Source organism: Stutzerimonas stutzeri, assembly GCF_024448935.1.
Taxonomy (GTDB): domain Bacteria; phylum Pseudomonadota; class Gammaproteobacteria; order Pseudomonadales; family Pseudomonadaceae; genus Stutzerimonas; species Stutzerimonas stutzeri_AO.
The window spans coordinates 40,645-67,129 of record NZ_JAMOIE010000010.1; the positions used below are offsets into that span (position 1 = coordinate 40,645).

Sequence of the window (26,485 nt, forward strand, 5' to 3'; positions counted from 1 at the left end):
CTAACGGGCCGTTGAAAAACTACCCGGGTTGCCATCGCTGCGTTAAAAACAGGCTCAAAAATGCTCGTTTTACAGTTCGTAAACTCCGCTTTTCGCCTGTTTTTGCCCTGCGCTGGCTGCCTCGCCGACGTTTTTTCAACGGCCGGCCAAGGGTTGAAATCGACCCGCCCGGCCGTCGGGGCCGTGACCCCTTGTGCCGGGCGAATCGAAAAGGTGCTCGCAGGGCGGATACAGCGGGTTGATAGCCGCGCCGGGAACGTTCAGGCCATCCGTCCAAGTGCAGCGGGTCCGTCGAGGTTGAGCACAGCGCGATGTTGGGCTTCGGTGCGACGCACCTCAACCCAACCGTGTCTTGCCGCTTGCCGCTTGCCGCTTGTCGCTTGCCGCTACGCCCTGACCCGGCTTTTGTCCGGATCGTAGGCGACGGTGCCGCTGATTACGCTGGCGCCGATGCGTTTCTGCTGGCCGTCGAGCTTGCCGATCTCCAGGCACGTGCCCGGTTCGCAATAACTGACGTCCAGCCGGCACAGCGCGATGTTCTTGCCCAATACCGGCGAGCGGGTGGCGCTGGTGATCACCCCGACCTGGGCGCGGCCGGTGTGCACGCAGTCGCCATGGGCCGCCGGTTCGTTGCCGTCCAGTTCCAGGCCGACCAGGCGCTGCAGCGGATGTTCCTTGCGCCGCAGCAGGGCCTCGCGGCCGATGAAGTCGTCCTGCTTGCTTTTCAGCGGTACGCAGAAGCCGATGCCGGCCTCGAACGGATCGGTCTGGTCGCTGAACTCGTAGCCGGCGAAGATCAGCCCGGCCTCGATGCGCAGCATGTCCAGCGCATGCAGGCCCAGCGGCACCAGGCCGAGCGGTTCGCCCAGTTGCCAGAGGCGCCGCCAGACGTTCATCGCATCGCTCGGGTGACACCAGATCTCGTAGCCCAGTTCGCCGGTGTAGCCGGTGCGCGAGACCATCAGCGGACAGCCGTTATAGTCGTCCAGGCGGCCGACCAGGAAGCGGAACCAGCCCAGCTCGCCGAGCGGCGGCTGGGTGCCGGGCGTCCAGATCATCTGTGCCAGCAGTTCGCGGCTGCGCGGGCCCTGCACGGCGACATTGTGGATCTGCTCGGAGGCCGACTTGACCCACACCTTCATGCCCAGCTTCTCGGCCTGTTCGCGCAGCCAGACGCCGGCGTAGTCCTCGCCGCAGATCCAGCGGAAGGTATCCGGCCCCAGGCGCAGCAGCGTGCCGTCGTCGAGCATGCCGCCGTGCTCGTAGCACATCGCGCTGTAGACCACCTGGCCGACCGCCAGCTTGCGCACGTCGCGGGTCAGGCAGTAGTTGAGCAGCGCCTCGGCGTCGGGGCCGATGACCTCGAACTTGCGCAGGGCGGAGAGGTCCATCACCGCCACCCGTTCGCGGCAGCCGTGGTATTCCTCGATGGCGCCGTAGCCGTCGAAGTGGGTGGGCGTCCACCAGCCGCGGTAGTCGACGAAGTGGCGGGTAAGGGCGGATGTGCCGGGGTGGAAGCCGCTTTCGCGGGTCAGCACCGGGTCGGCGTCGGGCGTCTTGCGGGTGGCCATGGCGATACTGAAGCGCTCCTTTTCGGAATACACGCGGATGTGGATGTCGGTGGGCTGCCAGCCGTTGGCCGGGTCGATGTCGTCCGGGCAGGAACTGCTGGCGCAGACCAGGTCGGTCATGGCGCGCAGCAGCACGTAGTCGCCGGGGCGCGACCAGGGTTCGTCGAGGGTCAGTTGCTGGTGTGCGTCGATGCCGGTGTTGAAGAAGAAGTTGATCGCCGGCCAGCCGGGACGACTGCGCACGCCGTACGGGTGCAGCGCGCGGCTGATGTTGTCGCTGCAGTTGGCGTGGCCGAAGTAGCCCTGGGCCTCGTAGTAGCGCGCGGTACAGGCCAGGGCGAAGGTGTCGTGGCGGCCGACGGTGTCGCGCACGACTTCCAGCATCGGCTGCATGTCGCGGTCGAAGAACCTGCTGAACAGGCCGGGGCCGGGGTAGGCGTTGCCGTTCAGGGTGCGGGTGACGGTGGGGTCGAGATCGATCTCGCGGCCGGCGTCCAGGCCGCGGCGGTCGAAGGCGACGAAGTCCGAGCATTGCCGGCCGGCGACGTCGAGCACCTGGATGTACTGCCCGGCGGCGACCTCGTAGTCGCGCGCCGTGCCGGGGTGGATGGTGAATTCGTCGACCAGCTCGCCGAGCGGTTCCGGCAGGGGTGGGCTGAACAGGCGGCGCGGATTGGCGCGCTGGATCGACAGGCGCAGCTCGCTGGCGCGCAACTGGCTGTCCACCGGCACCGGGCCGCCGGGTGCAGTGACGATCACCAGCAGCGCGGCGCTGGCGCTGAAGGCGCGGCTGAAGCCGGCTGGCGAGCCGGGCTGCCAGAGGCGTGCGGCCGGGGGCAGGTGGCGGCAGTCGATCCGGCGTTTGCTCAGGGCACTGGCAACGTGCCGCGACTCATGGCTGCCATCGTGCAGCAGGCGGCCGATGAAGTCGGCACCGGGGCTGGCCGACAGGCCGAGCGCGGCGAGCGCCTCGCGGCCCGTCTCATCGAAGGCCAGCAGTTCGGCGAGTTGGTCGCCTTCGAGGTCGGTCACCTCGATGCGGTCGCCGGGTTCCAGGGCGATCACCGTCAGGCCGCCAGGGGCGACGCGATGTCGCTCCCGGCCAGGTGCGCGGGCGAACAGCGCCGGCTCGTGCGGCCGGCTGATCACGGGTTGCTGCATGGATGGCTCCGCAAGGCTGGGGAAGGCGGGGCGTACGGGGCGCCCCGGTTTCTTGGTAGGAGCCAGCTTGCTGGCGATCCCCGGGACGTTGCCGAGCGATCGCCGGCAAGCCGGCTCCTTGGGTTCGAGGCCTCAGCCCACCGCCTTGATGCCGGGCATCGGGCTCTCGGCCAAATAGGCCTCGAGCGAGTCGTCCAGCGCCTCCAGCCAGGGGGTGTGGTGCGGCGTGGCCAGGGTGCCGGTCATCAGCGAGCGGTGGCACTTGTTACGGTAGCCCATGATGTCCTCGTACTTGTCGTGCTTCCAGTCGAGGAAGGTCTGGTTCACCGCGGCGATGTCGAAGCTCGGGTAGTCGGTGGCCTCGATCAGCTGGTGGATGTACTCGCCCTGGAACTCGAACATCTGCTGGGCGGTTTCCAGGGTTTCCTCCTCCTGCCGCCAGGCCAGATCCTCGGCGCGCATATGGCCGCGGTCGGGCAGGGCGATACGCCCGAGGATCACGTCGCGGGCATACCAGGCCTGGGCGTCGAACATGTTGAAGCTGTACCACTGGTCCTGCATGCCGAGGTAGATCAGTTTCGGGTTGTCTTCCCAGAACACGCCCTTGTAGAGGTTCAGCGGCCACAGGCGGTTATCGGTCTTGAGTCGCAGCTCTTCGGCGAGGAACGGAAAGTGGTGCCGGTAGCCGGTGCACAGGACGATGGCGTCGATGTGCTTGTTGCTGCCGTCGGCGAAGAACGCGCTGCTGCCTTTCACATGGCTGAGCAGCGGCTTCTCCTCCCAGTTCTCCGGCCACTGGTAGCCCATCGGCGCGCTGCGGTAGCAACTGGTGATCGACCGCGCACCGTACTTGTAGCATTGCGAGCCGATGTCCTCGGCCGAATAGCTGCTGCCCACCACCAGCACGTCCTTGCCCTTGAATTCCAGTGCGTCGCGAAAATCGTGGGCGTGCAGCACGCGTCCGGCGAAGCTCTCGAAGCCTTCGAAGTAGGGCACGTTCGGCGTGGAGAAATGGCCGCTGGCGACCACCACGTAGTCGAAGCGCTCGGTGCGGGTCAGGTCCTGGTCGTAGCTGTGCACGGTGACCTCGAACTGGCCGCTGGCCTCGTCGAAGACGACGCCGCGCACGGCGGTGTTGAACTGGATGTACTGGCGCACGCCGGCCTTCTCGACGCGGCCCTTGATATAGTCCCAGAGCACCTCGCGCGGCGGGTAGGAGCCCAGCGGCCGACCGAAGTGTTCGTCGAAGGTGTAGTCGGCGAACTCCAGGCATTCCTTCGGGCCGTTGGACCAGAGGTAGCGGTACATGCTGCCGTGCACCGGTTCGCCGTGCTCGTCCAGGCCGGTGCGCCAAGTATAGTTCCACATGCCGCCCCAGTCGCTCTGCTTCTCGTAGCAGACCAGTTCGGGAAGCTCCGCGCCGTTGGCCGCGGCGGACTGGAAGGCGCGCAGTTGGGCCAGCCCGCAGGGGCCGGCGCCGATGATGGCGATGCGTTGGGTCATGTCGTTCTCCTGAAGTGTCGGCTGGACATCCGCCGGAAATGCCGTGGTGCAGCGAAGGTAATTCAGCCCGACCCGCCTGCCACTCTCCTCCTGTGCATATCCTCTTTGGGGTATCTCACCTTGCGCAGGGCCTCGGAGCGGCACCGCAAGAAAGCGGCAAAGGCCCGTGCGGCCTCGTTCTGGTGCGTTTGTCGCGCGGCGGCGACCACGATGACGATATTTCTCGTTGAGAAAAATAAATTCCTGATGGTGTTTCCCGGCTTCCTGGCGCTTCCCTCGTGCGGGGCATGAAACTTGCTCCGCTGCGCATGACCCCGAGCCGCAACCGAGAGAGCCGATGCCGCCGCAGACAACCATGCGCAACGCCCTGGTGAACTGGCCATGGTCCTGGCTGCGTGACCGTGATGCCGCATCCGGTGAACGGCTGCTGCGCGAGCTGCCCTTGCGGCTGCTGCGCCAACCGGGCAGCGTCGAGCCGCTGCTGAAGCTGCTGGCAGCCCTGCAGCGCGAGCTGTGCGCACAACATGCGTCGTTGCTGTTGCCGGGCGAAGGCGCAGCAGGCTGGCGGCAACTGGGGGCGGCGTCGGGTTGCAACGACCAGAACGGCTGTCCATGGCGGGCCGAACCGTCGCGGCTGCCCCCGGGCGGCGGGCTGATGAACTGCGCGCGTTGCCTGCGTAGCGGGCGCCAGCGTCTGATCTGCGGCATCAGCGCCGACGCCGGCGAGTCCGGCGCGCTGCTGGTGGATTTCCCACGTCCGCCGCGCCAGGCCCAGCGTGACCGCGTGCGCGAGGTCGGGCTGCTGCTCGGCGACACCCTGCAGACGCTGGCCGGCGAACGCCGCCGGCAGCGGCGCGAACTGGCCGCCGAACGGGCCATGCTCGCGCGAGAGCTGCACGATACGGTGGCGCAGCAGCTCAGCTACCTGCAGATTCGCGCCAGCCGTATCCAGGCGCTGCTCGTCACGTCGGAGCAGCCGTCTGCGGCGCAGCCGATGCTCGCCGAACTGCGCGGCACGTTGCAGTTGCTGCACCGCCAGGTGCGCGAGCTGATCGCCTCGGCACGCCTGACCATGGACGGCCGCACGCTGAACGAGGCCGTGCAGGCCTCGGTGGACGAGTTCGCCCGCTGCAGCGGTTGCGTCTTCGAACTGGACAACCGCATCCACGCCGGCCTGATCACGCCGGAGGCGGAGTTGCAGGTGCTGCAGATCATCCGTGAGGCGCTGGCCAACGTGGTGCGCCATTCCCATGCCCGCCGCGTGCAGGTGAGCCTGCTGGCGCGGTCGGGCGGCGGCGTCGAGGTGCGGGTGGAGGACGACGGCATCGGCCTGCCGGACGAGCTGCCGGAAAGTGGCCACTTCGGCCTGCACATCATGCGCGAGCGGGCCGCCGGCATCGACGCGCGGCTGGAGTTCGGCAAGGGCGAGCCGCGCGGCACCTGCGTGCGGCTGCTATGGAGAGGCGCATGAGCGAGCCGCTGACGCTGATCCTCATCGACGATCATTCGCTGCTGCGCTGCGGGCTGGCCGAACTGCTCGGCGCGGTGGCGGATTTCCAGGTGCTGGGCATGGCGGCGTCCGGTCCGGAAGGTATCGAGCTGGCGCAGCGGCTGGCGCCGGCGATGATCCTGCTCGATCTGCACATGCCAGGCATGAGCGGCCTGGAAACCCTCGCCGCCCTCAAGCGGATGCAGCCGGACAGCCAGGTCGTCGTCCTCACCGCATCGGACTCCCAGGACGACCTGCTGGCCGCGCTGCGTGGCGGGGCCGATGGCTACGTGCTCAAGGACACCGAGCCGGAGCAACTGGTCGCCTACCTGCAGGGCTGCACCCGCGGGCGGGTCACGCTGGAGCCGGGGCTCATGCGGCTGCTGGCCGAAGAGCAGCGCGTGACACCGCCGGGCCCCGACAGGGCCGCAGCGCAGGATCTGACCGAGCGCGAATGCCAGACCCTGGCGCTGATCGCCGAAGGCCTGAGCAACAAGCTGATCGCCCGTGAGCTGGGCATCAGCGACGGCACGGTGAAGATCCACGTGCGCCATCTGCTGACCAAGCTCAACCTGCATTCGCGGCTGGAACTGGCGGCCTGGGCCCATCGTGGCGGTTTCCTCGGCCAGCAGGCGGCGCGTTCGCCGAACCGGGAGCGTCCATGATTTCTCCATCGGCGGCGTACGGGGTGTTCGACTGGTTGCGCCAGGCGTTGCGCACCGAGTCCGGTGATTTCGATCAATTGCCGCTGGCGTTGGCGCGGCTGGACGGCGACGGCTGCATTCGCCAGCTCAACAGCGGCTGGCGGGAACTGACCGGCCACCGGGCCCGCCCCTGCCTGGGGCGGCCGTTGGCCAGCTTCCTCCATCCCGCAGACGTGCAGGCCTGGGCCCAGGCGCTGGGACAGCTGCGCCCGGCGCAGACGGAGGTGCTGCTGTTGCGCTATCTCACCTGCAGCGGCGAGCGTCGCTGGGTCGAGGCACGCCTGCGGCGCCGAATCGGCGGCTTCGTCGTCAGCCTGGGCGACATCACCGGGCAGATGCAGCGGCGCCAGTCCCTGCAGGCCAGCCACCGCAGCCTGAGCAACCTGCTCGACGGGCTGCCGATGATGGTCTATCGCTGTCGCAACAACCGCCACTGGAGCATGGAATACGTCAGTGCCGGCTGCCTGGAACTGACCGGCTACCGGCCCGAGCAGTTGCTGGACAGCCATAGCCTGACCTTCAGCGACCTGATCCACCCGGCCGACCGCGAGCATGTCTGGGCCGAAGTCCAGGCCGGCCTGAACGAACAGCGGACGTTCGTCTTCGACTACCGGCTGCTGTGCGCCGACGGGCGGGAGAAACGGGTGCGGGAACACGGCAACGGCATCTACGCGGCCAATGGCGAAGTGCTGGGGCTCGAGGGCGTGGTGCTGGCCTCTGCGTAGCCGTCCGTTTCTGGCTTATGCTTGGGCACCAAAGTCCCTATCGAATCCATCCGCATGTCTCTCGAATCCCGTCTGCTTCGCGCACTCGCTCCCTGGCTGGCGTCGCCCAAATGGTGGGTGGCCTTTTCCGGCGGCCTGGATTCGAGCGTGCTGCTGCATGCGCTGGCGCGGTTGGGCGAACGCCACGCGCTGCCGCCGATCGTCGCGATCCACGTGCACCACGGCCTGCAGGCCGTCGCCGACGACTGGCCGGCGCACTGCCGGGCCGTCTGCGAGCGGCTGGAGGTTCCGCTGCAGGTGGTGCGGGTCCAGGTCGCGGCGGGTGCCAGCCTGGAACGGGCCGCACGCGAGGCGCGTTATGCCGCGTTCGCCGACCAGTTGGGCGAGGGCGAGCTGCTGCTGACCGGCCAGCACCGCGACGACCAGGCCGAGACCCTGCTGTTCCGCCTGCTGCGCGGCGCCGGCGTGCGCGGGCTGGCAGCGATGCCGGCCGAACGGGTATTGGCGCCGGGCCGGTTGCTGCGCCCGTTGCTCGACGTTGCGCGGGCCGAGCTGGAGGCCTATGCGCGCAGCCATGGGCTCGACTGGATCGAGGACCCGAGCAACCGGAGCCTCGATCATTCGCGCAACTACATGCGTCAGCGGGTCATGCCGGTCCTGCGGCAGCGCTGGCCACAGGCGGCTGCGAGCATGGCCCGCACGGCCGCGCGGATGGCCGAGGCGCAGGTGTTGCTGGATGAGCTGGCGGTGCAGGATCTGGGCGCGGCGCAAGGCGCCAGCCGCTTCGACTGGTTGCCGCTGCCCAGTCTCGCCCTGCCGCCACTGCGTGCACTGACCCCGGTGCGTCAACGCAACGCGCTGCGTCACTGGCTGGCTGGCCTGACGCTGGCGCCGGATGAAGATCACTGGGCAGGCTGGGTTTCGCTGCGAGACGCGAGGCCGGATGCCGCTCCTCGATGGCGTCTGGCGGGTGGCGAAATACAGCGTGGGGCGGGGCGGATCTGGTGGTTGCCCGAGTGCTGGCTGGAGCGGCCTGTCGGTCCGATCGATTGGCCGGCCCCCGCTGTCAGCCTGATGCTGCCCGGCAACGGCAGGCTTCGATTGGAGGGTGCATTGCCTGCGGGCAGGCTTGAGGTCGGGTATCGGCGGGGCGGGGAAGCGCTTCAACTGCCCGGACGCGGTCGCCGCGATCTCAAGCGTTTGCTGAACGAGGCTGGCGTGCCGGGCTTTGCACGCGCTCGCCTGCCGTTGCTGTTCTGCGACGGAGAGCTCATCGCGGTGGCCAATCTGCCGCAACTGAGTGCGGGACGCTATGCCCTCTACTGGTGCATGGCGGACTTCTAAGGAGTTTGAGCTGATAGGGCCTTTCCAGTAGACTACGCTCCCGTCCCAACACAGCTTCTGCGGCTTTCTTCGAAAGCCGTGGCAGTTCCGCTATTGCCGCCTTTGGCGCAATGGCGCCTTCGCTTTTCCCCGGCGGCGCTGACCGCTTAACGCAGACTTCTAGGGTTTTTCATGACGCGCTACATCTTCGTCACGGGTGGTGTTGTTTCTTCATTGGGGAAAGGCATCGCCTCGGCTTCATTGGCGGCCATCCTGGAGGCGCGGGGCCTGAAGGTCACGATGCTCAAGCTGGACCCTTACATCAACGTCGATCCGGGCACCATGAGCCCGTTCCAGCACGGTGAGGTGTTCGTCACCCATGACGGCGCCGAGACCGACCTCGACCTGGGTCACTACGAGCGGTTCATCCGCACCACGATGACCAAAAGCAACAACTTCACCACCGGCCGCGTCTACGAAGACGTACTGCGCCGCGAACGCCGTGGCGATTACCTGGGCGCGACCATTCAGGTCATTCCGCACATCACTGACGAGATCAAGCGGCGCATCATCAAGGGCGCCGGCGATGCCGATGTCGCGCTGGTAGAGGTTGGCGGCACCGTCGGTGACATCGAGTCGCAACCCTTCCTTGAAGCGATCCGCCAGTTACGCGTCGAAGTCGGCGCCAAGCGCGCCATGCTGATGCACCTGACGCTGGTGCCCTATATCGCCACCGCCGGGGAAACCAAGACCAAGCCGACCCAGCACTCGGTCAAGGAACTGCGTTCCATCGGCCTGCAACCGGATGTGCTGGTTTGCCGTTCCGACCATCCGATCGACATCTCTTCGCGGCGCAAGATTGCACTGTTTACCAACGTCGAAGAGCGTGCGGTGATCAGCCTGGAAGACGTCGACACTATTTACAAGATCCCGGGCGTACTCCATGCCCAGGGCCTGGACGACTTCGTGGTCGAACGTTTTGGCCTGGAGTGTGGCGGTGCCGACCTCTCCGAGTGGGATCGCGTGGTGGATGCCAAGCTGAACCCCGAGAAGGAAGTCACCATCGCCATGGTCGGCAAGTACATGGAACTTCTGGATGCCTACAAATCTCTGATCGAGGCAATGAGCCACGCTGGCATCCAGAGTCGTACCAAAGTGAACCTTCGCTACATTGATTCCGAAGACATCGAGAACCAGGGCACCAGCTTGCTGGAAGGCATGGATGCGATTCTGGTTCCGGGTGGTTTCGGTCTGCGTGGCGTGGAAGGCAAGATTGCCACGGTCAAATATGCCCGCGAGAACAAGATTCCCTACCTGGGCATCTGCCTCGGCATGCAGGTCGCAGTGATCGAGTTCGCCCGTGATGTGCTGGGCTGGACCGACGCCAATTCCACCGAGTTCGACAAGGACAGCACCCATCCGGTCGTTGGCCTGATCACCGAATGGGAAGACGCCACTGGCGCTGTAGAAACCCGCAGCGACGCGTCGGATCTGGGCGGCACCATGCGTTTGGGTGCGCAGGAATGCGGCCTTGAGGCGGGTTCCAATGTGTTCGCCTGCTACGGCAAGGAGCGCATCATCGAGCGCCATCGCCATCGTTATGAAGTGAACAACAACCTTTTGCCGCAGTTGCAGGCGGCCGGCTTGAAGATCACCGGTCGATCCGGTGACGGTGCGCTGGTCGAAGTGGTCGAGGCGCCGGATCATCCCTGGTTCGTGGCCTGCCAGTTCCACCCTGAATTCACCTCCACGCCTCGCGACGGGCATCCGCTGTTCAGCGGCTTCGTCAAAGCGGCGCTGGACTACAAGGCGGGCAAGGCATGAGCCAGAAGACCATTCGCGTCGGCAGTATCGAGATCGCCAACGACAAGCCGTTCGTGCTGTTCGGCGGGATGAACGTACTGGAGTCCCGGGATCTCGCACTGCAGATCTGCGAAACCTATGTGAAGGTCACCGAGAAGCTCGGTATTCCCTATATCTTCAAGGCCAGTTTCGACAAGGCTAATCGCTCTTCGATCAATTCCTTCCGCGGCCCCGGCCTGGAAGAGGGGATGCGGATCTTTGAAGACGTGAAGAAGACCTTCGGCGTGCCGGTGATCACCGACGTACACGAGCCGCACCAGGCGCAGCCGGTGGCTGACGTGTGCGATATCATTCAGCTGCCTGCCTTCCTGTCGCGCCAGACCGATCTGGTGGTTGCGATGGCCAGGACCGGTGCGGTGATCAATATCAAGAAGGCGCAGTTCCTCGCGCCGCAGGAAATGAAACACATCCTCACCAAGTGTGAAGAAGCCGGTAATGATCAACTGATTCTCTGCGAACGCGGCTCCTCATTTGGCTACAACAACCTGGTCGTCGACATGCTCGGCTTCGACATCATGAAGCGGATGCAATATCCGGTGATCTTCGATGTCACACATGCGCTGCAGATGCCGGGTGGTCGCGCCGACTCGGCTGGTGGTCGTCGTGCCCAGGTCACGGATCTTGCCAAGGCCGGCCTCAGCCAGGGCCTGGCCGGGTTGTTCCTTGAAGCCCACCCGGATCCGGACAACGCCAAGTGCGACGGGCCCTGTGCGCTGCGTCTGGACAAGCTCGAACCCTTCCTCACCCAGCTCAAGCAGCTGGATGATCTGATCAAGAATTTTGCGCCAATCGAAACTGCTTGAAGCCTTGAAGCTATCTACGGAGTGTTAATAAAAATGGCAAAGATCGTCGACATCAAAGGGCGTGAGGTTCTCGACTCCCGTGGCAATCCCACTGTTGAAGCGGACGTTATCCTGGATAACGGCATTACCGGCAGCGCCTGTGTGCCGTCCGGTGCTTCCACTGGGTCCCGCGAGGCGCTGGAGCTGCGTGATGGCGACAAGAGCCGTTACATGGGCAAGGGTGTGCTGAAGGCTGTCAGCAACATCAATGGCCCGATCCGGGATTTGCTGCTGGGCAAGGATCCGCTGGATCAAAAGGCGCTGGACCGCGCCATGATCGAACTGGACGGTACTGAAAACAAGGCCTCCCTTGGTGCTAACGCCATTCTTGCCGTGTCGTTGGCTGCTGCCAAGGCCGCTGCTCAGGATCAGGACCTGCCGTTGTACGCGCACATTGCCAACCTTAACGGCACGCCTGGCCAGTATTCCATGCCGGTGCCGATGATGAACATCATCAACGGCGGCGAGCACGCCGACAACAATGTCGATATCCAGGAATTCATGGTGCAGCCGGTCGGGGCCAAGACGTTCGCGGATGCCCTGCGCATGGGTGCCGAAATTTTCCATCACCTCAAAGCCGTGCTGAAGGCTCGTGGTCTGAGCACTTCTGTCGGTGATGAAGGTGGTTTCGCACCGAACCTGGCATCCAACGAAGATGCGCTGGTCGCTATCGCCGAGGCAGTGGCTTATGCCGGCTACACACTGGGTGACGACGTGACCCTGGCGCTCGATTGCGCCTCCAGCGAATTCTTCGCCAATGGCAAGTACGATCTGGCCGGTGAAGGCAAGGTCTTCGACGCCGCTGGCTTTGCCGACTACTTGGCTGGCCTGGCCGAGCGCTACCCGATCATCTCCATCGAAGACGGTATGGACGAGTCCGACTGGGCTGGCTGGAAGGTGCTGACTGACAAGATCGGCGACAAGGTCCAGTTGGTTGGCGACGATCTGTTCGTGACCAACACCAAGATCCTCAAGGAAGGCATCGAGAAGGGCGTCGGTAACTCGATCCTGATCAAGTTCAACCAGATCGGCTCGCTGAGCGAAACCCTGGAAGCCATTCAGATGGCCAAGGCCGCCGGTTACACGGCGGTGATCTCGCACCGCTCCGGCGAAACCGAAGACAGCACCATCGCCGATCTCGCAGTGGGAACGGCTGCCGGTCAGATCAAGACAGGTTCGCTGTGCCGCTCGGACCGTGTCTCCAAGTACAATCAACTGCTTCGTATCGAAGAGCAGCTCGGCGGAAAAGCAGCTTACAAGGGCCGTGCCGAGTTCCGCGGCTAAACCCAAGCATGCTAGAAAGGGGCGGCGTCAGTCGCCCTTTTTTGTGGAAAACGGTCAGCGCTGTTAAGGTCGCCGCACGGCGATGCGCTAGCCAGCAAAGGGAAGCCGGACTATGTTGCTGACCGCCGCTTATACAACGTCACTGGAAACCAATCGAATTCGATCCATGCCTTCCATGCGCAGTCCCTACTGGTTGTTTGTTGTCCTGATTTTGCTGCTGGGTGGCTTGCAGTATCGCCTGTGGGTGGGTGAGGGCAGCCTCGCCCAGGTGAGCGGATTGAACAAGCAGATCGCCGGGCAGCAGGGCGAGAACCAGCGATTGCTTGAGCGAAACCGGATTCTCGAAGCCGAGGTCAGGGAGCTCAAGCAGGGCATGGAAACAGTAGAAGAGCGTGCGCGGCATGAGTTGGGCATGGTCAAAGAGGGCGAGACTCTCTTTCAGCTCACCGAATGAGTGCAAACAACCTCCCGTCTTACTGGGTCGTGATCCCGGCTGCCGGCATTGGCAGTCGTATGCGAGCCGACCGGCCCAAGCAATATCTGCAGTTGGCAGGAAGGACCATCCTCGAGCACACCCTGGATTGCTTTCTAGGCCATCCCCAGCTCAAGGGACTGGTTGTGTGCGTAGCGAGCGATGATGCCTATTGGCCCGATCTCGCTTGCTCGACAGATCCGCGTGTTCAGCGTGCCGATGGCGGCAGTGAGCGAGCCGACTCGGTTCTGGGCGGGCTGCGAGAGCTGAGCCGGCTCGGCGCCTCAGACGGCGACTGGGTGCTGGTGCACGACGCCGCCAGGCCCAACCTGGCAGGCACGGATCTGAATCATTTATTGGAGACGCTCGCGGACGATCCTGTCGGTGGGCTGCTCGCTGTTCCGGCTTGCGATACGCTCAAGCGTGCTGATGCGGATGGGCGCGTTCAGGAGACGGTGGATCGTAGCGTCATCTGGCAAGCGTTCACGCCACAGATGTTCCGGCTTGGATCGCTGCGTGAGGCGTTGGCGGATGCACTTGGCAGTGGGGTTGCCGTAACCGACGAAGCGTCCGCGCTTGAATGGGCGGGGCACCACCCGCGTCTGGTCGAAGGGCGTGCCGACAATCTCAAGATCACCCGGCCCGAGGATCTTCAGTGGTTGGAACAGCGCTGGAAATCTTGAGCCCAGCGCCGTTCAGGGCGCTATGCAGAGCGCCGACTGATCCCGCATAGCGAAGGCGAAGCCGTTGCGATCAATAGCGGTAGATCGCAGCAGCACCGCTTTCGGTCGGCATGCGTTCGGTAGGAACCGAGATTACCTCGCCGCCTTGTTCCAACGTCCATATGGTCAATTCATCCAGCAGATCAGGCGTCATGGCTGAGTCATCTTCCACCGCGACTGCCCTGCCTTGCTGCTTGTCGACTACCCCGGGAATTCGACGCTCCGCCTCGACCAGCAGGGTCGCCACACGGCCTTCGAGTGTGGCCTGGCCGATCTGCTCAAGCTGATCGGTAGCCAGCCCCTGACCGTGCGACACGCCGTATTGGTTGATGAAGCCTTCCAGACGCTTGATGTAGCGCGGCTGCATGACCATCCAGCTCTTCTGGCGGAGTTCGTCATGGCTCAGTAACGAGGCATCGTTCTCGATGCCTTCCGGCAGCAGAAATTCGTTGTGGCTGAGTTTGCGGAAGTGGAACTGGTGCTCGGGAAGTGCTGCGAGGATCAGCGGCAGTCGCGACTTGCGGCTGTGATGCTCGAGAATCGCGCGATCCACTTCACGGAAGAAGCGCTCCCGGTCTCGATCGATTTCGTCCTGGCGCCCGGCGCCTCCGCTCTCCACCTGCATCGGATCACCACGCTCGCTGGCGCGACTGTAGCCTTGCGGGAAGCCCGTCTGACCTTTCTCGGTCAACTCGCGGCCCAGCGCTTCTTCAACGGTTTTCGGAACGCTTTCACCCAAGCGGACTTCGTCAACGCCGTCGCGGTTGCCTTCGAACAGACGAACCGAGTCCAGCGTGATCGCCAATATCTGATAGCGGTCGACCGACTGCGCGATACGCAGCAGCGGCTTGAGGTGCATACGGTCATTTGCGACGGCGAGCTCTGGAACGCTGCGCTGCAGGCGGAATACCTCGAAGTAGTCCGCGGCAGCAAAGACAGCAAGCCCATCGCGGTTGGAATTCCAGAAATCGGGATCGTCGATCAGATCGTGGAAGGGCTTCAGCAGCGCTTTGGCCTGATCGCCACGGCCTTGTTGCTTGAGCGAGTCTTCAAGCCCACGGACAAGGTGCTTGAAGCGAATCGGGTCTTGCTGACGCTCGGGGAAACTGCGGTGGGTGGGCTGATAAAGCGAAAGGCAAGGCGCTTCGCGTTTTGCCAGCAACTGGGACATGGTTTCGCGATCGAGCACTCTGTTCATGTACGGCCTCACTCGTGGTCAGATGGTTCGGTTCCTCATTGTCTCGCTCGGCCCGCTTCAGCGGGTCGCATCAGGCGGCATTCAGTGGTGGTTGAGTTTCTTGTCTAGCGCATGGGCAAGGGCATGGCTGAGCTTTTCGGCGCAGCCGTCAATGGCAAGATTCAGCGAGTCCGCTTTGTGGCTGGTCGAAATGGGCTCGTGTCCCTTGACCCGCGCTTCCATCTGGCAGCGCTTATCCTGCGGGCCGCTTTTGCCGCTGTTTTCGTCGTTGAGATGAACTTCGACTCGGGTCAGCTGATCGTCGAAGCGCTCCAGTTCGCTCTCGACCGTCGCTTTTGCATGCTCCTCAAGGCTGCCGGTCACGTCGACGCTATGATTGCTGTTCACCAGAATCTGCATATGTCCTCCTGATTGATTGGCCGGCACGCTCAAGCAGAGGGCCGGAGGCACCGGCTTCAGAATTTCGACGTGGTGGGTTAAGTCGGGTTCCGCCTCGAGTCGGCAGTCGGACGCGCGGCGCAGTCGCAACTCAATCGCGTTCGTTCCGATATTCGGGGCGAGTTGCGAGGCCGTCCTTCAATGCTTGAATCAGCAGGCGGACCTTCGGTAGCGGATAACGCCGTTGCGGATAGACGGCCCACACCGCCGTGTTCGGTGGCTGGTGCGTTTCCAGCAGGGACACCAGCTCACCGCGGCGTAGTGGCTCCTGGACGTAATAGTCCGGTAGCTGGCAAAGACCGAAGCCCCGAAGCGCAGCATCCAGTACCGCCTGACCGCTGTTGCAGCGCCAGTTGCCCGAGGGCTTGAACGGCTGCTCACGACCGTCGCCCTGCAGCATCCAGGTATCGCCGGTGCCAACCAGGCAATTGTGTCGCGATAGCTCGGAAAGGGTATGCGGGCGGCCGTAGCGCTCGAGATAGCTTGGCGCCGCGCACAGATACATGGCGCGTGGGGCCAGGCGTGTGGCGACCAGCCGCGATTCGCTCAGCCGGCCCAGCCGTACGGCCAGATCGTAGCCTTCCTGCACCAGATCGAGGGTACGGTTGGACAGTTCGATGTCGACCCTCAGCTGCGGATGCTGCGCCATGAATTCGTTCACCAGCGGCACGATGAAGCGTTCACCGTACGCGACTGCTGCTGTCATGCGCAGCAGACCAGTGGGCGCCGCATGCAGGTCGCTGATTGCGTGAAAGGCGTCGTCACGCTCCTCGATCAGGCGCTGGCAGCGCGCAAGAAAGGTATGCCCGGCTTCGGTCAGGGAAACCCGGCGGGTGGTGCGATAAAGCAGCCGTGCCTGAAGGCGTTCCTCGAGGCGTGCCACTTGGCGGCTGACGTGAGACGACGACACGCGCAGTTGCCCTGCGGCCTGCATGAAGCTTCCGCACTCAGCGACGGCGACGAATTCGTCCAATCCTTCCCATCGATTCATAGGCGCTCCTTTCGCGAGTCGCCCAAAGGGGCGCACCTCGATTATCCCTGGCCAGCAACAATGTTTCCACGCTCAGCTTATTAACCCTATTCACAGATGAAACTACACTGCGTATTACTTTCCATCCAGGAGTACCGTCAGCCATGACCATCAAGTCCCGCGCCGCCGTCGCGTTTGCCCCGAACCAACCTCTGCAAATTGTCGAAGTGGACGTCGAGCCGCCCAAGGCTGGCGAGGTGCTGGTGCGCATCGTCGCGACGGGCGTCTGCCATACCGACGCGTACACGCTCTCCGGCGAAGATTCGGAAGGTATATTCCCGTGCATCCTCGGTCATGAAGGTGGCGGGATCGTCGAGGCGGTAGGCGAGGGCGTCACCTCGGTTGCCGTGGGCGATCACGTGATCCCGCTGTACACCGCCGAATGCCGGCAGTGCAAATTCTGCAAATCCGGCAAGACCAACCTCTGCAGTTCGGTGCGCGCCACGCAGGGCAAGGGGCTGATGCCGGACGGCACCACACGCTTTTCCTATAACGGCGAGCCGATTTATCACTACATGGGCACCTCGACCTTTTCCGAATACACGGTGCTGCCTGAAGTGTCCGTGGCGAAGATTCCCAAGGAAGCGCCCTTGGACAAGGTCTGCCTGCTCGGCTGCGGCGTCACCACTGGCATCGGCGCGGTACTCAATACCGCCAAGGTGGAAGAGGGCGCGACCGTGGCGATCTTCGGGCTCGGTGGCATCGGCCTGGCTGCGATCATCGGGGCGAAGATGGCCAAGGCCAGTCGAATCATCGCCATCGACATCAACCCGTCCAAGTTCGCCATTGCCGAGGAGCTGGGTGCGACAGACTTCGTCAACCCCAAGGATCATGACAAGCCGATCCAGGAGGTCATCGTGGAGATGACCGACGGCGGCGTGGACTATTCCTTCGAATGCGTCGGCAACGTCCAGCTGATGCGCGCGGCGCTGGAATGCGCACACAAGGGCTGGGGCGAGTCCGTGATCATTGGTGTGGCTGGAGCCGGTCAGGAAATCAGCACCCGTCCGTTCCAGTTGGTAACCGGCCGCGTCTGGCGTGGCAGCGCCTTCGGTGGCGTCAAGGGGCGTACCGAGCTGCCGGGCTATGTGGAAAAAGCCCAGACCGGCGAGATCCCGCTGGACACCTTCATCACTCATAACATGGGGCTGGATGAGATCAATCAGGCATTCGACCTGATGCACGAAGGCAAGAGCATCAGAACCGTCATCCACTTTTAAAGAGCCGACAGAGGCGCTGAAGGCTGAAGGCTGGACGATCTGCTTTTTCGTCCAGCCTTCAGCCTCTGGCGCTCTTCGGCTTTTACGGGGTCTTTATGGAAAACATTTCTTGCCAGAAGAGCTTCGGTGGCTGGCACAAACGCTATCGTCACCGCTCAAGTAGCTTGAACTGCGACATGGTGTTTGCCGTTTATCTGCCGCCTCAGGCGGAACAAGGCGAAAAGCTTCCGGTGCTGTACTGGTTGTCCGGTCTGACCTGTACCGACGAGAACTTCATGCAGAAGGCGGGGGCGCATCGGCTTGCTGCGGAACTCGGCCTGATTATCGTCGCCCCGGATACCAGCCCGCGCGGCTCCGAGGTTCCGGACGATCCGGATGCTGCCTATGATTTCGGCCTGGGCGCGGGGTTCTACCTCAACGCGACCCAGGAACCCTGGGCGCAGCACTACCGCATGTACGATTACGTGGTGGAAGAGCTGCCGGCGCTGATCGAGGCGAACTTTCCCGTGTCCGACAAGCGCGGCATCAGCGGGCACTCGATGGGCGGTCACGGTGCGCTGGTATGCGCGTTGAAGAATCCTGGTCGCTATCAGTCGCTGTCGGCGTTCGCGCCGATCGCCAATCCGGCTGATTGCCCGTGGGGCGAGAAGGCCTTCTCCAATTACCTCGGAGAAGATCGCTCGCGCTGGCGTGAATGGGACGCCTGTGCCCTGATAGCCAAGGCGCAGGAACAGTTGCCGATACTCGTCGATCAGGGCGATCGGGATGATTTCATGGCCAATCAGTTGAAGCCCGAAGCGCTGGAGTCAGCTGCAACCGCGGCGGATCATCCGCTGACGTTGCGTATTCAGCCGGGCTACGATCACAGCTATTACTTCGTCAGCACCTTTATCGATGACCATCTGCGCCATCACGCGCAGGCATTGAAGGCCCAGGTCAGCTGCGCTTACTGAACGCGCGTGTTTGCAGAGCAAATGCCGCCCCGTTCAAGACAAGCATATGGGGTCAACCGCCGCAGCTTACGGTTATCCGCATTGCTCCGGCGCACAAGCGGCAGACCGAAAAAAGGCCCGCCCGGAATTCCGGGCGGGCCTTCCATCGCAAGGGGCTAGAGCGATGGATAATCGGTGTAGCCTTCCGCGCCTTGTGCATAGAACAGCTCAGGCCGCGGCTCGTTGAGCGGCGCGTTTTGGCGCAGGCGCTGGACCAGGTCGGGGTTGGCAATATACGGAATGCCAAAGGCCACGGCGTCGGCCTTGCCCTCGGCCAGCCAGGCGTTGGCCTGATCCTTGGTGAAACATTCGTTGGCGATATAAACGCCACCGAAGATCTCCTTCAGCTGCGGGCCGAGGCTGTCCTCGCCGGCTTTTTCCCGAGTGCAGATAAAGGCGATGCCGCGCTTGCCCAGTTCGCGGGCTACGTAGGCGAAAGAATCGGCACGATTCGAGTCGCCCATGTCGTGAATGTCGGCTCGTGGTGCCAGATGAACGCCTACGCGGCCAGCGCCCCAGACCCCTACCGCCGCATCGGTGACTTCCAACAGCAAACGTGCCCGGTTTTCCAGTGAGCCGCCGTATTGATCGGTGCGCTGGTTGGTGCTGTCCTGCAGGAACTGATCAAGCAGGTAACCGTTGGCGCCGTGGAGTTCGACGCCGTCGAACCCTGCTTCCCGAGCATTCTCGGCCCCTTTACGGTACGCCTCGACGATGCCGGCGATCTCTTCGGTTTGCAGCGCGCGTGGCGTTACAAAATCCTTCATCGGCCGGACCAGGCTGACGTGCCCGGCGGGCTGGATAGCGCTCGGCGCGACCGGAAGTTGACCGTCGAGGTAGATCGGATCGGAGATCCGACCCACATGCCAGAGCTGAAGCACGATCTTGCCGCCTTTCGCATGGACCGCATCGGTTACCTTTTTCCAGCCCTGTACCTGCTCGGCGGACCAGATGCCTGGCGTGTCTGGATAGCCGACGCCCATCGGCGTGACCGAGGTGGCTTCACTGATGATCAGTCCGGCATCGGCGCGCTGGCCGTAATATTCAGCAATCAGGTCACCGGGTACGCGGCCGGGTTCGGCACGGCAGCGGGTCAGCGGGGCCATGATGATGCGGTTGGTCAGTTCCAGTTCGCCGATCCTGATCGGGTCGAAAAGTGTAGGCATAGCGATGCTGCTCCTTTACATGTAAGGGTCTGGTGGCGTTCACAGCTCCTGGCCGAGGCGGGCCACGAAAGCGGCGATGGCCGGTTCATTGCGTTTGAAAAAATGCCACTGGCCAACTTTGCGGTTGGTGATCAGGCCGGCTCGCTGCAAGGTCGCCAGGTGGGCCGACACGGTTGATTGCGATAGTCCGGCGCGCTGGTCGATCTGCCCGGCGCACACCCCGTTTTCCAACGAGTGATGCTGCTCGGAGAAATAGCGTTGTGGTTCTTTCAGCCAACCCAGAATTTCCCGCCGCAAAGGGTGGGCGATTGCTTTGAGGATGTCGTCCAGTTCGTCGGGCATGGTGTCGTCCGGTTCAGTATATCGCGATGGAGCGAAGTATATATCGGCAAGAAGCGATACACGATCGATTCGGTTAATGGTGCTTATCGGCTGCGTTGATTAGCGGGGTTCTCACCGCTGCGGCTTCAACGTCTGCTGCTGTCCTGTAGAATCGCCGGCTGATCTTTTCGAGGTGCAAATGACTATGCGTATCGGCCACGGCTATGACGTGCATCGTTTCGGTGAGGGCGGTTTCGTCACCCTCGGTGGGGTGCGGATTGCTCACAAGTTCGGGCTGCTCGCGCATTCGGATGGCGACGTGGTGCTGCATGCTTTGAGCGACGCATTGCTCGGCGCCGCGGCGCTTGGCGATATCGGTAAGCACTTCCCGGACACCGATCCGGCCTTCAAGGGCGCTGACAGCCGGGTATTGCTGCGGCACGTGCTCAAGCAGGTGCAGAGCAAAGGCTGGAGGGTCGGTAACGTTGACGCCACCATTGTTGCGCAAGCACCCAAGATGGCTGCGCACATCGAGTCCATGCGAACCCTGATTGCTGAGGACCTGCAGGTCGATCTGGATCAGGTCAACGTCAAGGCCACCACCACCGAAAAGCTCGGCTTTACCGGGCGTGAAGAAGGCATAGCCGTTCACGCTGTTGCGCTGCTGGTCAGCGCATGACCGAAGACCAGTTGCTCGGCCCAAGGGCGCACGGAGGGGCCTGTGGCTCCGCAGTGCTCAAAGCTGTGGCGGAGGATTTCCAGGTCGACGAGGTGCTCGATATCCCCTTGTCTGGCGCAGGCGAACACCTCTGGCTGTGGGTGGAAAAGCGCAACCTCAACACCGAAGAGGCCGCGCGACGCCTGGCGCGTGCTGCTGGCGTTCCGCTGCGCAACATCAGTTATGCCGGCTTGAAAGATCGTCAGGCTCTGACCCGCCAGTGGTTCAGCCTGCATCTGCCAGGCAAAGCCGATCCCCCACTGGCTAGGGCCGAAGGCGAAACCCTGAGGATTCTCCAAAGCAGCCGCCATCAGCGAAAACTGCAACGCGGCGCCCATTCGGCCAATGGGTTTACCCTGCGTCTGACGGAACTGCAGGCTGACCATGCCCAACTCGATGCGCGTCTCGAGCGGATCAAGATCGACGGTGTGCCCAACTATTTTGGCCTGCAGCGCTTCGGTCATGAGGGCGGAAATGTCCACGGCGCCCGTGAGTACGCGGATAGGCAAGAGCTGCCCGCGCAGCGCAATCTCCGCTCACGCCTGCTATCGGCGGGCCGCAGTTACCTATTCAATCGAGTATTAGCTGAGCGAGTTGCCGCGGGTAGCTGGAACCAGGCCCAAGTCGGTGACCTGCTGGCCTTCACCGATAGCCGCAGCTTTTTTCCGGCAGGTGAAGCCGAATGCAGCGACCCACGGCTGGCCGTGCTGGATCTGCATCCGACCGGTCCGCTGTGGGGCGCCGGCGAATCGCCTGCTGCAGGCGTGGTACAAGCACTGGAGATGCAGGCAGCTGCAGCGGAGCCGTCAATCGCCAAGTGGCTCGCAGAAGCCGGAATGAAGCATGAACGGCGTATTCTTCGCCTCCCAATGGGTGGCTTGTCGTGGCATTATTCCGAACCTGACATTCTGCAACTTGAATTCGTCCTGCCGACCGGATGCTTTGCCACTGCTGTGGTGCGCGAACTGGTCAGCCTGGCAGGGCAGACGGACAGCTGATGCGTATTCTGATCGCCAACGACGACGGGGTGTATGCACCTGGGCTCGCCGCGCTTTATGACGCGCTGGCGGATTTTGCCGAGTGCAGGGTAGTGGCCCCCATTCAAGACATGAGCGGCGCCAGCAGTGCGCTGACCCTGGATCGCCCGCTTCATCCCACGACCATGCCGAATGGTTTTATCGGCGTGAACGGCACGCCTACGGATTGCGTCCACCTAGGCATCAACGGCTTGCTTGAAGACGCGCCTGACATGGTGGTTTCCGGTATTAATCTGGGCGCCAACCTCGGCGACGACGTGTTGTACTCCGGTACCGTCGCCGCAGCGATCGAAGGCCGGTTCACCGGCAGGCCGGCCTTCGCTTTTTCCCTGGTGTCGCGGCTGACCGATAACCTGCCGACTGCGGCCCATGTCGCGCGTAAGCTGGTTGAGCATCAGGCGTCGCTTGAGCTTCCGCCGCGTACTGTATTGAGCGTCAATATTCCAAACCTGCCGCTGGACCACATTCGCGGCATCCAGCTGACCCGCCTGGGCCATCGCAGCAGGGCCAAGCCGCCAGTAAAGCAGGCGAATCCGCGTGGCAAGGACGGTTACTGGATCTCGGTGGCCGGCGACGTTGAAGATGGCGGCCCAGGCACCGATTTTCATTCGGTCATGCAGGGCTACGTCTCGATTACACCATTGCAGCTGGACCGAACCTTTCATGAGGCCTTCGAGGGCCTCGACAGTTGGCTGGAGGGCGTGCTGTGAACCGCGGATCCGATGACCTGCTGCGCCATGGTACCGGGATGACCTCACAACGCACCCGGGACCGGCTGATCCAGCGGCTATACGAAGAAGGGCTTTCAGACCCTCGCGTGCTCGAGGTGATTCGCCGCACGCCCCGCCACCTGTTCGTCGATGAGGCATTGTCTCATCGCGCCTATGAAGACACCGCGCTGCCCATCGGCCACAACCAGACCATCTCGCAACCCTTCATGGTGGCGCGCATGAGCGAGCTGTTGCTCGCTGACGGCCCGCTTGACAAGGTCTTGGAGATTGGCACCGGTTCCGGCTATCAAACGGCTGTACTGGCACAGCTGGTCGAGCGGGTGTTCTCGGTAGAGCGAATCCAGGCGCTGCAAGACCGCGCAAAAGAACGCCTGGTCGAACTCAGGTTGCGTAACGTGGTCTTTCGCTGGGGTGATGGTTGGGAGGGCTGGCCTGCGCTGGCCCCTTACAACGGCATCATCGTTACCGCGGCGGCAGCCGACGTGCCCCAGGCTCTGCTCGACCAACTGGCTCCCGGCGGGCGGCTGGTGATCCCGGTCGGGGTTGGTGAAGTCCAGCAATTAATGCTGATCATTCGAGAGGAAGACGGTTTTTCCCGCCATCTGCTGGATACCGTGCGCTTCGTGCCGCTGCTCAATGGACCTGTAGTTTGATCACGGCGGATGGAAGCATGAAAAACGCGTTGCTGTTGTACGCCAAGGGCATGGCGATGGGGGCTGCGGATGTGGTGCCTGGCGTCTCGGGTGGTACCGTCGCATTCATAACCGGAATCTATGATGAATTGCTGCGCTCCATCGGCGCAGTGCCGAACGCCATTCCGGCACTGTTGAAAGGGCGCATCGCCGAAGCATGGCGCACCGCCAACGCCAGCTTTCTCCTGGTATTGTTCGCCGGGATTCTGACCAGCGTGCTCAGCCTGGCTAAACTGATCACCTACCTCCTCGAGCAGCATCCGATTCCGGTGTGGTCGTTCTTCTTTGGGCTGATCCTGGTCTCCGTGCATGTGGTCGGCAAGGAAATCCGGCGGCGCAAGCTGTCACGATTGATCAGCCTGTGCCTGGGTATCGGCTTTGCCTACTGGGTTACGGTCGCGTCGCCACTGCAGTGGAGCACCAGCAGCGCCAGCCTGTTCTTCGCTGGCGCCATCGCGATCTGTGCCATGATCCTGCCGGGTATATCCGGCAGCTTCATTCTGGTTCTTCTCGGCCTGTATCCCGTAATCCTGGGCGCGGTTAAAGCCATGGATCTGGGCGTCATGCTGACCTTTGCCGCCGGTTGTCTGGTCGGTTTGTTAAGCTTTGCGCGTGTGTTGAGTTGGGTTCTGCGGCGTTGGCGCGACCTTACCCTGGCATTTCTAACCGGGCTGATGCTCGGCTCGCTGAACAAGGTATGGCCCTGGAAAGAGACGCTGACCTGGCGCACCAACTCGCACGGTGAGCCCGTGCCGCTACTAGAGCAAAACCTGCTGCCGGGCGCTTATGGCGATCTCACCGGGCAGGATCCGCAACTGCTGCTGGCGATCCTTCTGGCGGTTGCCGGTATCGCGCTGGTGCTTGGGCTGGAGTGGTTTGCCGGGCGCCACCAGCCAGTCGCACGAAGCGTCTGAACCGACTTGTCGATCATAGGGAGCGGGTATTGAAGCTCACAGCCAGTACGCGGTGGATGCGCAGTTCATCAGTCCGTTGCGCGCTTGTCGCCTTGTTGGCGGGTTCGTTACTGGTCGGGTGCGCCAGTTCGCCGTCAGGCGGTGTGAGTGTCGTCGATCGTAACAACCGGGACCGTGTAACCAGTGGGCACTACACCGTTCAGCGCGGCGACACGCTCTGGTCGATCGCTTTCCGATTTGGCTGGGACTGGCGCGATCTGGCACGGGTCAACAATATCCGTCCACCGCATGTGATCTACCCGGGCCAGACGATTCGCTTCAGTGGTCAGGGGCCCCGTGCCGTTGCCACTCGTCCGGTAACCGCCCCCGCTGCGTCTGCGCCCAGCACGCCGCCCATCGTGACGAATCCGGTGCCGACGCCGCCGCCTTTGACGCAACCCAGCGTAGCGGTGCCCAAGCCTGCTGCGCCGAACACGCCGATCAAGCCGGTTACCCGCTCCGCAAGCGGCTGGGCCTGGCCTGCAGGCGGCACGGTTATCGGCCGTTTCTCCTCAAACGGAAGTTTGAATAAAGGCATTGATATCGGCGGGGAATTAGGACAGCCTGTTTTAGCTGCTTCTGATGGGGCTGTTGTGTACGCCGGCAGTGGTTTACGGGGTTACGGCGAACTTGTGATCATCAAGCACAGCGATACCTATGTAAGTGCCTACGGCCACAACCGCAGGCTGCTGGTTCAGGAGGGTCAACAAGTCAAAGCTGGGCAAACTATTGCCGAGATGGGATCGACTGGAACCGACCGGGTGAAGCTGCACTTCGAGATTCGCCGCCAAGGCAAACCTGTAGATCCGCTGCAATATCTGCCAAAGCGATGATTTGATGCTGCCTGTTCTGGCGCTAGGAGGGGCTTGAGCGATGCCAGGGAACGCGTGCCGCCCAAGCCTGTTGTCGAACTCAGAACGGGAAAACAATAATGGCTCTCAAAAAAGAAGTGCCGGAGTTTGACGTAGACGATGCCGTTCTACTCATGGAATCGTCGGCGGGCACAGATCCGATTGGCGAGATCTCCCGCGTCGATTCAGTTGGCACCAAGTCCAAGACCGCAACGGTCAAGCAACACAAATTCATCGATTACACCCGCGCGCTCGACGCCACCCAGCTCTACCTCAACGAAATCGGTTTTTCCCCTCTGCTGACACCCGAACAGGAAGTGCACTTCGCGCGTCTCGCGCAGAAGGGCGATCCGGCGGGGCGCAAGCGCATGATCGAAAGCAATCTGCGGCTAGTCGTGAAAATCGCTCGGCGCTATGTCAACCGAGGTTTGTCGCTGCTGGATCTGGTGGAAGAAGGAAATCTCGGCCTGATTCGTGCGGTCGAGAAATTCGACCCTGAGCGTGGTTTCCGCTTCTCGACCTATGCAACCTGGTGGATCAGGCAGACCATCGAGCGGGCGATCATGAATCAGACTCGGACCATTCGTCTGCCGATTCATGTGGTCAAGGAGCTGAACGTCTACCTGCGGGCAGCGCGCGAGCTGACGCAGAAGCTCGACCATGAGCCCAGCCCCGAGGAAATCGCCAGGCTGCTTGAAAAACCGGTTGCTGAAGTCAAACGGATGCTGGGGCTGAACGAGCGTGTGACCTCGGTTGACGTTTCCCTGGGGCCGGACACCGACAAGACCTTGCTCGATACCCTGACCGATGACCGACCGAGTGATCCGTGCGAGCTTTTGCTTGACGACGATCTGTCCGAGAGCATCGATCAGTGGCTGTCCGACCTGACTGAAAAACAGCGGGAAGTGGTTATCCGACGCTTCGGTCTGCGCGGCCATGAAAGCTGCACTTTAGAAGAGGTCGGCCAGGAGATTGGCTTGACCCGGGAGCGGGTTCGGCAGATCCAGGTCGAAGCGCTCAAACGCCTCCGTGAGATTCTGGAGCGTAACGGTCTTTCCAGTGAATCGCTGTTCCGCTAGGTCCCATTGCCCCTTACCTGCGCGGTAGGGGCACGATTCCATCCGTCATGCCGGCTGCACTGCAGCTTAGCGGCTGTCGGTTGGAAAAGCGGGCTTAACTCTCGATTCTTATGACTTCTGTCTAGACGATCCCTCGTGTAAGCATTTGCTTACAGAGTGTGTAAGCAAAGCTAGTAGCCGTGACCGGGTGGATCGCCATTCCGAGAAAAATAGATGCTTAAGTCGTTGTTGTAATGTGGAAATATTTATTTTTAAGGATAGTGGCTCCGTTGCCATCATGCATTTTTCAGAATTGCCGTTATCGCTCAAATCTCTAATATCGCAACTGTGCTCAGGGACAAGCACAGCCGGCAAGGATGTCGGGCAGGATCAGCCGCCGGAGGCGGTTTCATCAGGACGA

At 62.7% G+C, this 26,485-nt stretch carries 25 protein-coding genes; 18 read left to right on the forward strand and 7 right to left on the reverse strand.

Translation table 11 applies throughout. From position 1 onward, the window contains the following. Window positions 1-386 precede the first annotated feature (386 nt). Both NA637_RS04715 and NA637_RS04720 read right to left on the reverse strand, forming a co-directional pair. Window positions 387-2,732: a DUF1989 domain-containing protein gene (locus tag NA637_RS04715; RefSeq protein WP_256071178.1), complete on the reverse strand. Its 2,346-nt coding sequence runs from the start codon at window positions 2,730-2,732 to the stop codon at window positions 387-389. Between the two features lie 132 nt (window positions 2,733-2,864). Next, on the reverse strand, window positions 2,865-4,235 hold the full coding sequence (locus NA637_RS04720; protein ID WP_256071179.1) for an NAD(P)-binding domain-containing protein: 1,371 nt from the start codon (window positions 4,233-4,235) through the stop codon (window positions 2,865-2,867). A 355-nt stretch (window positions 4,236-4,590) separates the two neighbouring features. Here NA637_RS04720 and NA637_RS04725 point away from each other — a divergent pair, with 355 nt between their 5' ends. From NA637_RS04725 to ispD, 9 genes are all read left to right on the forward strand, one after another. Next, the gene (locus NA637_RS04725) at window positions 4,591-5,706 is read left to right on the forward strand and encodes a sensor histidine kinase (RefSeq protein ID WP_256071180.1); all 1,116 of its coding nucleotides are present in this window, start codon (window positions 4,591-4,593) and stop codon (window positions 5,704-5,706) included. Beyond that, a complete protein-coding gene (locus NA637_RS04730; RefSeq protein ID WP_256071181.1) occupies window positions 5,703-6,389 on the forward strand; it encodes a response regulator in 687 nt (228 codons plus the stop codon). The genes NA637_RS04725 and NA637_RS04730 overlap by 4 nt, the downstream gene beginning before the upstream one ends. Further along, complete coding sequence (locus tag NA637_RS04735; RefSeq protein WP_256071182.1) at window positions 6,386-7,153, forward strand: PAS domain-containing protein; 768 nt, start codon at window positions 6,386-6,388, stop codon at window positions 7,151-7,153. Before NA637_RS04730 ends, NA637_RS04735 begins: the two co-directional genes overlap by 4 nt. A 54-nt stretch (window positions 7,154-7,207) precedes the next feature. Next, window positions 7,208-8,497, forward strand: coding sequence for a tRNA lysidine(34) synthetase TilS (gene tilS, locus NA637_RS04740; protein WP_256071183.1), 1,290 nt, complete (start codon window positions 7,208-7,210; stop codon window positions 8,495-8,497). Window positions 8,498-8,668: 171 nt separating this feature from the next. Continuing rightward, complete coding sequence (locus NA637_RS04745) at window positions 8,669-10,300, forward strand: CTP synthase (protein ID WP_256071184.1); 1,632 nt, start codon at window positions 8,669-8,671, stop codon at window positions 10,298-10,300. After that, entirely contained in the window at window positions 10,297-11,142 is an 846-nt protein-coding gene (gene kdsA, locus NA637_RS04750; RefSeq protein WP_256071185.1) for a 3-deoxy-8-phosphooctulonate synthase, read from the forward strand. The genes NA637_RS04745 and kdsA overlap by 4 nt, the downstream gene beginning before the upstream one ends. Window positions 11,143-11,175: 33 nt before the next feature. Continuing rightward, the gene (eno, locus tag NA637_RS04755) at window positions 11,176-12,465 is read left to right on the forward strand and encodes a phosphopyruvate hydratase (protein ID WP_256071186.1); all 1,290 of its coding nucleotides are present in this window, start codon (window positions 11,176-11,178) and stop codon (window positions 12,463-12,465) included. A gap of 175 nt (window positions 12,466-12,640) precedes the next feature. Next, window positions 12,641-12,919 (forward strand): cell division protein FtsB, encoded by a 279-nt coding sequence (gene ftsB / locus NA637_RS04760; protein WP_256071217.1) that lies wholly within the window; start codon window positions 12,641-12,643, stop codon window positions 12,917-12,919. Next, window positions 12,916-13,620: a 2-C-methyl-D-erythritol 4-phosphate cytidylyltransferase gene (gene ispD / locus NA637_RS04765; RefSeq protein ID WP_256071187.1), complete on the forward strand. Its 705-nt coding sequence runs from the start codon at window positions 12,916-12,918 to the stop codon at window positions 13,618-13,620. The genes ftsB and ispD overlap by 4 nt, the downstream gene beginning before the upstream one ends. 70 nt (window positions 13,621-13,690) lie before the next feature. Here ispD and NA637_RS04770 read toward each other — a convergent pair whose 3' ends face one another. From NA637_RS04770 to NA637_RS04780, 3 genes are all read right to left on the reverse strand, one after another. Continuing rightward, on the reverse strand, window positions 13,691-14,857 hold the full coding sequence (locus tag NA637_RS04770) for a hypothetical protein (RefSeq protein WP_256071188.1): 1,167 nt from the start codon (window positions 14,855-14,857) through the stop codon (window positions 13,691-13,693). Window positions 14,858-14,938: 81 nt separating this feature from the next. Beyond that, the gene (locus tag NA637_RS25645) at window positions 14,939-15,385 is read right to left on the reverse strand and encodes an HPF/RaiA family ribosome-associated protein (protein ID WP_256071189.1); all 447 of its coding nucleotides are present in this window, start codon (window positions 15,383-15,385) and stop codon (window positions 14,939-14,941) included. Between the two features lies 1 nt (window position 15,386). Further along, complete coding sequence (locus NA637_RS04780) at window positions 15,387-16,286, reverse strand: LysR family transcriptional regulator (protein ID WP_256071190.1); 900 nt, start codon at window positions 16,284-16,286, stop codon at window positions 15,387-15,389. A 143-nt stretch (window positions 16,287-16,429) separates the two neighbouring features. Here NA637_RS04780 and NA637_RS04785 point away from each other — a divergent pair, with 143 nt between their 5' ends. Beyond that, window positions 16,430-17,545: an S-(hydroxymethyl)glutathione dehydrogenase/class III alcohol dehydrogenase gene (locus tag NA637_RS04785; RefSeq protein ID WP_256071191.1), complete on the forward strand. Its 1,116-nt coding sequence runs from the start codon at window positions 16,430-16,432 to the stop codon at window positions 17,543-17,545. A 95-nt stretch (window positions 17,546-17,640) separates the two neighbouring features. After that, window positions 17,641-18,498, forward strand: coding sequence for an S-formylglutathione hydrolase (gene fghA / locus NA637_RS04790; protein WP_256071192.1), 858 nt, complete (start codon window positions 17,641-17,643; stop codon window positions 18,496-18,498). 155 nt (window positions 18,499-18,653) lie between these two features. On the opposite strand, the gene NA637_RS04795 is transcribed toward fghA, so the two are convergent. Both NA637_RS04795 and NA637_RS04800 read right to left on the reverse strand, forming a co-directional pair. Beyond that, window positions 18,654-19,703 carry an alkene reductase gene (locus NA637_RS04795; protein WP_256071193.1) on the reverse strand — a complete coding sequence of 350 codons (1,050 nt, stop codon included), beginning with the start codon at window positions 19,701-19,703 and terminating at the stop codon, window positions 18,654-18,656. Between the two features lie 39 nt (window positions 19,704-19,742). Next, window positions 19,743-20,045 carry an ArsR/SmtB family transcription factor gene (locus NA637_RS04800; protein WP_256071194.1) on the reverse strand — a complete coding sequence of 101 codons (303 nt, stop codon included), beginning with the start codon at window positions 20,043-20,045 and terminating at the stop codon, window positions 19,743-19,745. A gap of 184 nt (window positions 20,046-20,229) precedes the next feature. Between NA637_RS04800 and ispF the strand changes: the two genes are divergently transcribed. From ispF to rpoS, 7 genes are all read left to right on the forward strand, one after another. Next, complete coding sequence (ispF, locus tag NA637_RS04805; RefSeq protein WP_256071218.1) at window positions 20,230-20,703, forward strand: 2-C-methyl-D-erythritol 2,4-cyclodiphosphate synthase; 474 nt, start codon at window positions 20,230-20,232, stop codon at window positions 20,701-20,703. After that, entirely contained in the window at window positions 20,700-21,740 is a 1,041-nt protein-coding gene (gene truD, locus NA637_RS04810; RefSeq protein ID WP_256071195.1) for a tRNA pseudouridine(13) synthase TruD, read from the forward strand. Before ispF ends, truD begins: the two co-directional genes overlap by 4 nt. After that, window positions 21,740-22,489, forward strand: coding sequence for a 5'/3'-nucleotidase SurE (surE, locus tag NA637_RS04815; RefSeq protein ID WP_256071196.1), 750 nt, complete (start codon window positions 21,740-21,742; stop codon window positions 22,487-22,489). Before truD ends, surE begins: the two co-directional genes overlap by 1 nt. Window positions 22,490-22,527: 38 nt before the next feature. After that, a complete protein-coding gene (locus tag NA637_RS04820) occupies window positions 22,528-23,163 on the forward strand; it encodes a protein-L-isoaspartate(D-aspartate) O-methyltransferase (protein WP_256071219.1) in 636 nt (211 codons plus the stop codon). Window positions 23,164-23,180: 17 nt separating this feature from the next. Next, on the forward strand, window positions 23,181-24,116 hold the full coding sequence (locus NA637_RS04825) for a DUF368 domain-containing protein (RefSeq protein ID WP_256071197.1): 936 nt from the start codon (window positions 23,181-23,183) through the stop codon (window positions 24,114-24,116). Between the two features lie 56 nt (window positions 24,117-24,172). After that, a complete protein-coding gene (locus NA637_RS04830; protein WP_256071220.1) occupies window positions 24,173-24,988 on the forward strand; it encodes a peptidoglycan DD-metalloendopeptidase family protein in 816 nt (271 codons plus the stop codon). A gap of 98 nt (window positions 24,989-25,086) precedes the next feature. Next, a complete protein-coding gene (gene rpoS, locus NA637_RS04835) occupies window positions 25,087-26,085 on the forward strand; it encodes an RNA polymerase sigma factor RpoS (RefSeq protein ID WP_256071198.1) in 999 nt (332 codons plus the stop codon). Window positions 26,086-26,485 lie beyond the last annotated feature (400 nt).